A 7,041-nucleotide genomic window follows, 5' to 3' on the forward strand; every position below is an offset into this window, starting at 1 on the left:
ACGACCCGACATCGATCAGCGAGCGACGACCACCCGGACCGTGTCGCCGGGCGCGAGGACCGAGCCCACCGCGGGGTCGGTCTCGAGCACGGTGCCGGCGTCGAGGCCCCGGCCGTTGCCCTCGGTGACCTCGGCGGCCAGGCCGAGCTCGGCGAGGCGCTCGACGTACGAGTCGACCATCGACGCGGGGTCGGCGTCGTAGCCGAGGTCCTGGAACGCCGGCACCGTGGTGTGCTGCTGCAGCACCGTGATCCCATCGAGGAGGTCGCCCACGACGCTCGCGCCGGCGGTCGAGGACGACTCCGCGACGAAGGCGACGTCGGCGCCGGGCACGACCACCGTCTGGCGCACGACACCGTCCTGACGACTCAGCGGCGAGCGCAGGGCTCGCTGGCCGGCCACCTCGGTCACCGTCCAGCCGCTGGTGTCCAGGCCCTCGAACGTCGGCTGGATGGCGAGGCTGTCGACGTCGGCCGGCCGTGGGACCAGCGCCAGGCAGGTCACGCCCTGGTCGATGACCACGGTGTCCTCCTGCGGGGTGCCGCAGTCGGTCTTGTTGGTCCCCCAGCCCTGCGGTACGGCGGCCACCACGTCCCCGATGCCGACGTAGCGGTAGCCGTCCGGCGGCGTGTCGGGGTCGGCCGGCGCGTCGGAGGCGATCGGCGTGCGTGACCCGTCGTCGGCGCCCCCGCTGCCCTGCCAGGCCAGGCCACCGGCGATCGCGGCGACGGCGGCCGCCGATGCGAGGATCGCCACCCGCCCCTGCCGGTGCCTGCGGGCACGCGTGCGCATCAGCGCGACCGGGGGCGGGCCGACCGGGATCTCCGCGGCTCGCTCCTCGAGCCGGTCGATCAGCTGCTGGGTGTCCATGGTTCCTCCCGGTTGTCGAGCTGGTCGTGGAACTGGGTCAGGTTCGGATCGGCGCCGAGCGCGGTGAGCGCGCGGGAGAGCCGGCTCTTGACGGTGCCGGGCGCGACGCCGAGCACGGCGGCCATCTGCGCCTCGCTGAGGTCGAGGTAGTAGCGCAGCACCACGGCGACCCGCTGGTCCTCGACGAGTCCGGCCAGCGCCCGGTCGACGCCGATCTGGTCGATCACCGCGAGGCTGCCGTCGGCGGTCTCCCGGTCGGGGAGACGCTCGGTCGGCAGCTCGCGCCGCCACATCCGGCGCCGGTGGTCGACGAACGTGTTGACGACGATGCGATGCACGTAGGCGTCGCGGTCGTCGGCGCGGCTGACCCGCGACCACTTCACCAGGCACCGGGTCAACGCCGACTGCACGACGTCCTCGGCCTCGTGCGGCGTGCAGCCGAGCAGCACCGCCGCGCGGACCAGCCGGGCCCACCGGGCCGCGACGTACTCCCCGAACTCGTCCTCGGGACCATCGTGCGCCATCGGCACCTCCTCACCCCTCCGACGGGCCAGGGTCGCGGATCGGTTCCGCGTTTCGGCCCCACGGACCCTGCGCTCGTGTGATCTTGTGCCCATGAACCCCACCGTCAGGGTGATCCCGACCGGGACCCGCTCGACGTCGAAGCAGGGGCTCGACCAGTTCGAGGGCGTCTCGGCGCAGAGCGTCGGCGCCGTCGGGCTGTGCGCGCACCTGCTGGCGATCCCACCGGGCGCCCGCGCCAAGGCGCACCGGCACTCCGGGCACGAGACCGCGATCTACGTCATCGAGGGCGAGACCGAGGTGTGGTTCGGCGAGGACCTCGCCTCGCACGCGGTCGCGGTCGCTGGCGACTTCGTCTACATCCCGCCCGGGGTGCCGCACGTGCCGGTCAACACCAGCGACACCGCCTGGGCGCGCGCGCTCGTCGCCCGCACCGACCCCAACGAGCAGGAGAGCGTCGAGCTGCTCCCCCACCTCGACGAGCTGCCGCACCTGACCGGCGAGCGCTGAGGTCGGGCCACGCGGCCCGACCGCGACTATCGAGCGGTCACCCGGATGCGCACGCCGCGGCGCGGCACGCTGGTGATGTTGCGGACCTTCGGCTCGTCGTCGCCGAGCGCGACGACGTCGTACGCCGCGAGCACCTCGCGCAGGATCGCCACGCCCTCCATCAGCGAGAACCCGGCGCCGAGGCACCGGCGGACGCCGCCGCCGAACGGGATCCAGGTGTTCGCGGGCGGGTTCTGGCCGAGGAAGCGCTCGGGCCGGAACACGTCGGGGTCGGGGTGGTTGTCCTCGCGCTGGTGGGCGATGATGATCGACGGCCCGACGGTGGTGCCGGCGGGGAGGTCCCAGCCCGCGATCGTGGCCGGGCGCTGCAGGGTGCGGACCACCATCGGGATGATCGGGTGCAGCCGCATCGCCTCCTTGAGCACCGCCTCGAGGTAGTCGTCGTCGCCCTCGGCGGCCGCGCGCTGGCAGCGGGCCAGCAGCTCCGGGTCGCGGCCGGTCTCGTAGAGCGCCCACGACAGCGCCGACGCGGTGGTCTCGTGGCCGGCGAGCAGCAGCGTGACCAGCTGGTCGCGCAGCTCGGTGTCGTCCAAGCGGTCACCGTCCTCCCCCTGGAGGATCAGCCGGGAGAGCACATCGGTGCGCTCGGCGAGGTCGGGGGCGGTGCGGCGCTCGCGGATCTCGGCGTACATCAGCTCGTCGAGCCGGCGCTGGTTGTCGACCGTGGCCTTCCACGGGCCGAGCCGCTGCAGCCGGGGGTAGGCCCAGCCGAGCAGGATCGCCGGACTGATGTTGACGGTCTTGTTGACGCGCGGGCGCAGCGCGGCGAGGCGGGCCTCGTCGGTGACGCCGAAGACCACGCGCAGGATCACCTCGAGCGTGAGGGCGTTCATCCGCTCCAGCGCCCGGAACTCCGCGCCGTCACGCCAGCCGCCGACCTCGGCGCGGGCGACCTCGGTGACCAGCGACTGGTACTCGCGAAGGGCGTGGCCGTTGAACGCCGGCATCAGCAACTTGCGGGCCCGCTTGTGATCACCGCCGTCCTGCAGCAGCAGCGAGTGCTCGCCCATGATCGGGCCGAGGATGCCGTTGGCCTTGCCGGCGTGGAAGACCTCCGGGTCGCCGGCGAAGATCTCCTTCGCGTGCTCGGGACGGGTGAAGAAGACCAGCGGCCGGCCGCCCGGCGCGAGCCGCACGGTGAAGACGTCGCCGTACTTGCGCCGCAGGTAGGGATGGAACCGGTGCCGGAACCGCAGCAGCCCTGCCGTCTGCACGAGCACCGGCCAACGTGGCCCGGGCGGCAGCCCGGCCAGGTCGATCCTCGGCAGCTTGCCCTGGTTGCCCGGGCTCATCCGCCGCATCCGCTCGGCGGTCAGCTCGCTCACGTCGTCCAGCGTCGCCATGGATCGACTCTAGGTCGGATGCCACGAATTGAATAGTCGTCAATAAGGGCTTCCTGGTGGCGCCCCCGCGTGGTTGCTCAGCCGGCACGCTCGATGACGAACGAGGCCAGGAAGCCGGTGGTGGCGATCAGCCCGGTGAGCAGGTGGGCGCGCTCGAAGGCCTCGGGGATCATCGTGTCCGCGATCATCGCCAGGATCGCCCCGGCCGCCAGCGCGGTGATCGCGGCGACGGCCTCGCCCGAGGCGCCCTGCAGTGCGAGCACCCCGACCGCGCCGGCGACACCGCTGGCGACGGCGATGCCGATCCACACGCCGAAGACGTAGCCGGCACTGCGGCCGTTGCGCTTCATGCCGGCCGAGCTCGACAGCCCTTCGGGCAGGTTGGAGATGAAGATCGCCGCGAGCACGGGTACGCCGACCCCGCCGCCGCCCAGCAGCGAGAGTCCGAGCACGACGGACTCGGGCACCCCGTCGAGCAGGGCCCCGATGGCGATCGCGGCACCGCTGCCGCTCTGCTCCTCCTCGGAGGGCTGCTCGTCGCCGGCCCGCTTGCGGTGCCGGGCCCCCCGCCGGGCGAGCACGGCATTGGCGGCGACGTACGCCAGGGCGCCCGCGAGGAAGCCGCCGGCGGTGGCGCCGAGGCCGCCGGTGTGCTCGGCCTCGTCCATGAGGTCGAAGGCGAGCGCGGAGATCAGCACGCCCGCGCCGAACGCCATCACCCCGGCGACGACGACCCGCGGCACGCGCACCCACCAGGCGACGGCGGCGCCCAGCACGAGCGCACCGCCCGCCAGGAGTCCCCACAGCCCCGCTTCCACCCAGGTCGGCACCCGTGCACCGTACCCAGCACCGCGGGGGATGAACGCTCAGACCGGAGCGAGCACGCGGGTCAGGAACGCCACCTGGTGACGTACGGCGGGGGCGTGCCACTCCTTGCCCGGCCAGACGTCGAAGTGGTCGCACGGGTAGTGGCGCACCTCGGCGCGGCCGGCGAACGCCGCCTTCGCGGCGGCATGCGGCGGGGCGCTGCGGTCGAGGTCGGCGATCTGCACGAGCATCGGCGCCCGGACGTGCTTGGCCTGCTTGCCCGGGCGGTGGTTGCCGAGCTCGAGCCCGACCGAGGCGTCGATCTCGTTGCGCCAGGTCGGGCCCGCGAGCGCCAGGTAGTCCTCCAGACAGCCGTCGAGCGTCAGCGCCCCGAGCTCACCGGGTCGCGCGACCACCGGCATCATCCGCGGGGCACCCACGCGACTGCGCATCCCCTCCCACGTCGAGCGCAGCATCGCGGACGGCTTGTGGGAGGCGAGCGCGTGCCGTCCCGCGGCGAGCCCGTCGACCAGCGGCGTCAGCGACACGACGGCGGCGACGTCGTCGCGGTGCGCGGCGGCCGCCATCACATGGCCGCCGGCGAGCGAGACGCCCCACAGCACCAGGCGGGCCGGGTCGGCACCGGGCAGCCGCGCCGCTGCCGCCATCGCCGCGCGGTAGTCCTCGAGCTGTCCGGCCATCGACACGGTCTGGCGCGGCGAGCCGCCGCTGGCCCCGAAGCCGCGGTAGTCGAAGGCCAGGACGTCGAGGCCGGCCGCGGCCAGGGACTCGGCGAACGGCTGGAGCCCGGAGTCCTTGGTGCCGCCCAGCCCGTGCGCCATCACGACCACCGGCCGGCCGGGGTCGGTGGCGAGCGCGTCGCCCTCGCCGGTGAAGTGCCAGGCGTGGCAGTCCACCTCCCCCGAGGGGAACGTGAGCTCGTCGTGCTTCACAGCCACACTCATGAGGTCCTCCCGTAGATCGCGGCCAGCCAGGTGTGCACGACGGCCTCGACGTGCGCGTCGGCGTCGAAGCCCTCGGGGGCCCGTACGACGCGCTCGAGCGTGCGGTCGTTGAGGTCGAGCAGCGCGGTGGCGGTCGCGTGGGCGCTGGGTCCCGGCGGCGCCGCGCCGGTCGCACGCTCGCCCTCGATCAGCTCGGCGACCAGGTCGACGTACGTCGCCTGGAACGCCTCCCACTGGTCACGGACGGCGGGGCTGCTGGCGCGCGCGTCGAGGATCGCCCGGTAGAGGTGGGTGCGCTGGCCCCAGCCGTGCACGATCGCCCGGATCGCCGAGGAGATCCGGTCGCGGAGCGTGCCGTCACCACCGAGCACCTCGGCGGCACCGACGCCGTCGGCGTACATCTCCTCGTAGAGCGCGGCGACGGCCGCCGCCTTGTTCTCGAAGTAGAAGTAGAAGGCCGAGCGCGTGACGCCGGCGCGGCGGGAGATGTCGGCGATGTTGATGTCGTCGAGGCGCGCGCCCTCGAGGTGCTCCTCGAGCGCCGCGAGCAGCGCCGTACGCCGCTCGTCGCCCGTGGTCGCGCTCACTGCACACCCACCTGGGCGGCCTGCGCGCGCCTGCGGCCGGCGGGGATCTCCTTGGCCCGCAGGTCGTGCTCGTAGATGAAGTAGTCGACCTGCTGGGTGTGCCGCGGCCGGTCGAGCATGTGGCCGGTGTACTTCTGCTGGTCCTCGGCGATCACGCGCTCCATCTCGGCGACCGTCGGCAGCGCGTAGAGGCCGGCGGCGTACGCCGCGACGAGCCGCGCCTGCGCCTCCACGAACGGGAACAGCGTCGGCGTGGCCTGGGCGAAGCCGACGAACACCAGGTCGTCGATGCCGGGCTTGAACATCCGCTTGTAGAGGTCGATCCGGTTGTCCGGCGCACTGAGGAACGAGGGGTCGAAGAACGGGAAGGTGATGTTGTAGCCGGTCGCGTAGACGATCACGTCGAAGTCGCCGCTGGTGCCGTCCTCGAAGTGGACCGTCTCGCCGTCGAGGCGCGCGATGTCGCCCTTCGGGGTGATGTCCCCCGACCCGAGCCGCAGCGGCAGCTCGACCGACTGGGTCGGGTGGGCCTCGAAGAACTTGTGGTTGGGCTTGGGCAGGCCGTAGAGCTCCGGGTCCGACCCGGTCATGAACTGCATCTTCTGGACGAACCAGCGCTGCCACTTCAGCGGGAGGTACGGCGTGGTCACGTAGTACTTGTCCGCCGGGAGGCCGTAGGTGTACTTCGGCACGATCCAGGCGCTCGACCGCGTGGAGAGCGTCACCTCGTTCTGCAGCGACCGCGACGACAGCTCGACCGCGATGTCGGCCGCGCTGTTGCCCAGGCCCACGACCAGGATCCGCTTGCCGGTGAAGTCGAGCGGGTCGTGCGGGTCGATGTAGTGGTGGGAGTGGATCGAGACCCCGGCGAACTCGCCGGGGAAGTCCGCGAACCGCGGGTCCCAGTGGTGGCCGTTGGCGACCACGAGCAGGTCGAAGCGGCGGGTGCCGGTGCGCTCGGTCCGCAGCTCCCAGCCGCCGTCGGGCAGCCGCTCGGCGTGCACGACGCCGTTCTCGAACTCGATGCGCTCGCGCAGCCCGAACGCGTCGGCGTAGGAGTCGAGGTAGGCCTTGATCTGGGTGTGGTGCGGGAAGTCGGGGTAGTCCTCGGGCATCGGGAAGTCCTTGAAGGACAGCCGGTGCTTGGAGGTGTCGATGTGCAGCGAGCGGTAGGCGCTGCTGTGGCCGTTGGGGTTGCCGAAGGCCCAGTTGCCGCCGATCCGGTCCGAGGACTCGAAGCAGGTGTAGGGCACGCCGTAGTCGCTGAGCATCTTGCCGGTGGTGAGGCCGCTGATGCCGGCGCCGATGAGCGCTGTGGTGGGGTTCACACGACCCACCGTATGGGCTACGTTTGACACGTGTCAATCAAACTCGACA

8 protein-coding genes are annotated in these 7,041 nt (G+C 72.5%); 1 reads left to right on the forward strand and 7 read right to left on the reverse strand.

Annotation, left to right across the window (positions count from 1 at the left end; all coding sequences use genetic code 11):
- Positions 1–15 precede the first annotated feature (15 nt).
- Both VGD85_RS16860 and VGD85_RS16865 read right to left on the reverse strand, forming a co-directional pair.
- Positions 16–870 (reverse strand): PASTA domain-containing protein, encoded by an 855-nt coding sequence (locus VGD85_RS16860; RefSeq protein WP_331064592.1) that lies wholly within the window; start codon positions 868–870, stop codon positions 16–18.
- On the reverse strand, positions 852–1,394 hold the full coding sequence (locus VGD85_RS16865; RefSeq protein ID WP_331064593.1) for a SigE family RNA polymerase sigma factor: 543 nt from the start codon (positions 1,392–1,394) through the stop codon (positions 852–854). The genes VGD85_RS16860 and VGD85_RS16865 overlap by 19 nt, the downstream gene beginning before the upstream one ends.
- Before the next feature lie 91 nt (positions 1,395–1,485).
- On the opposite strand from VGD85_RS16865, the gene VGD85_RS16870 reads away from it, so the two are divergent.
- The gene (locus VGD85_RS16870) at positions 1,486–1,902 is read left to right on the forward strand and encodes a cupin domain-containing protein (RefSeq protein ID WP_331064594.1); all 417 of its coding nucleotides are present in this window, start codon (positions 1,486–1,488) and stop codon (positions 1,900–1,902) included.
- A 26-nt stretch (positions 1,903–1,928) separates the two neighbouring features.
- On the opposite strand, the gene VGD85_RS16875 is transcribed toward VGD85_RS16870, so the two are convergent.
- The 5 genes from VGD85_RS16875 to VGD85_RS16895 all read right to left on the reverse strand — a co-directional run bounded on the left by VGD85_RS16875 (position 1,929) and on the right by VGD85_RS16895 (position 6,992).
- Entirely contained in the window at positions 1,929–3,305 is a 1,377-nt protein-coding gene (locus VGD85_RS16875) for a cytochrome P450 (protein ID WP_331064595.1), read from the reverse strand.
- A gap of 77 nt (positions 3,306–3,382) precedes the next feature.
- Complete coding sequence (locus VGD85_RS16880; RefSeq protein WP_331064596.1) at positions 3,383–4,135, reverse strand: ZIP family zinc transporter; 753 nt, start codon at positions 4,133–4,135, stop codon at positions 3,383–3,385.
- Between the two features lie 36 nt (positions 4,136–4,171).
- On the reverse strand, positions 4,172–5,077 hold the full coding sequence (locus VGD85_RS16885; RefSeq protein WP_331064597.1) for an alpha/beta hydrolase: 906 nt from the start codon (positions 5,075–5,077) through the stop codon (positions 4,172–4,174).
- A complete protein-coding gene (locus VGD85_RS16890) occupies positions 5,074–5,664 on the reverse strand; it encodes a TetR/AcrR family transcriptional regulator (protein ID WP_331064598.1) in 591 nt (196 codons plus the stop codon). The genes VGD85_RS16885 and VGD85_RS16890 overlap by 4 nt, the downstream gene beginning before the upstream one ends.
- Positions 5,661–6,992: a flavin-containing monooxygenase gene (locus tag VGD85_RS16895; protein ID WP_331064599.1), complete on the reverse strand. Its 1,332-nt coding sequence runs from the start codon at positions 6,990–6,992 to the stop codon at positions 5,661–5,663. Before VGD85_RS16895 ends, VGD85_RS16890 begins: the two co-directional genes overlap by 4 nt.
- Between the last annotated feature and the right edge of the window lie 49 nt (positions 6,993–7,041).

Origin of the sequence: Nocardioides sp. (genome assembly GCF_036401255.1) — a bacterium.
Lineage (GTDB): Bacteria > Actinomycetota > Actinomycetes > Propionibacteriales > Nocardioidaceae > Nocardioides.

Bases quoted from the DNA above. Each gene is read 5' to 3' on its own strand.
- VGD85_RS16860 (WP_331064592.1), bottom strand. From the start codon at position 870: ATGGACACCCAGCAGCTGATCGACCGGCTCGAGGAGCGAGCCGCGGAG.
- VGD85_RS16865 (WP_331064593.1), bottom strand. From the start codon at position 1,394: ATGGCGCACGATGGTCCCGAGGACGAGTTCGGGGAGTACGTCGCGGCC.
- VGD85_RS16870 (WP_331064594.1), top strand. From the start codon at position 1,486: ATGAACCCCACCGTCAGGGTGATCCCGACCGGGACCCGCTCGACGTCG.
- VGD85_RS16875 (WP_331064595.1), bottom strand. From the start codon at position 3,305: ATGGCGACGCTGGACGACGTGAGCGAGCTGACCGCCGAGCGGATGCGG.
- VGD85_RS16885 (WP_331064597.1), bottom strand. From the start codon at position 5,077: ATGAGTGTGGCTGTGAAGCACGACGAGCTCACGTTCCCCTCGGGGGAG.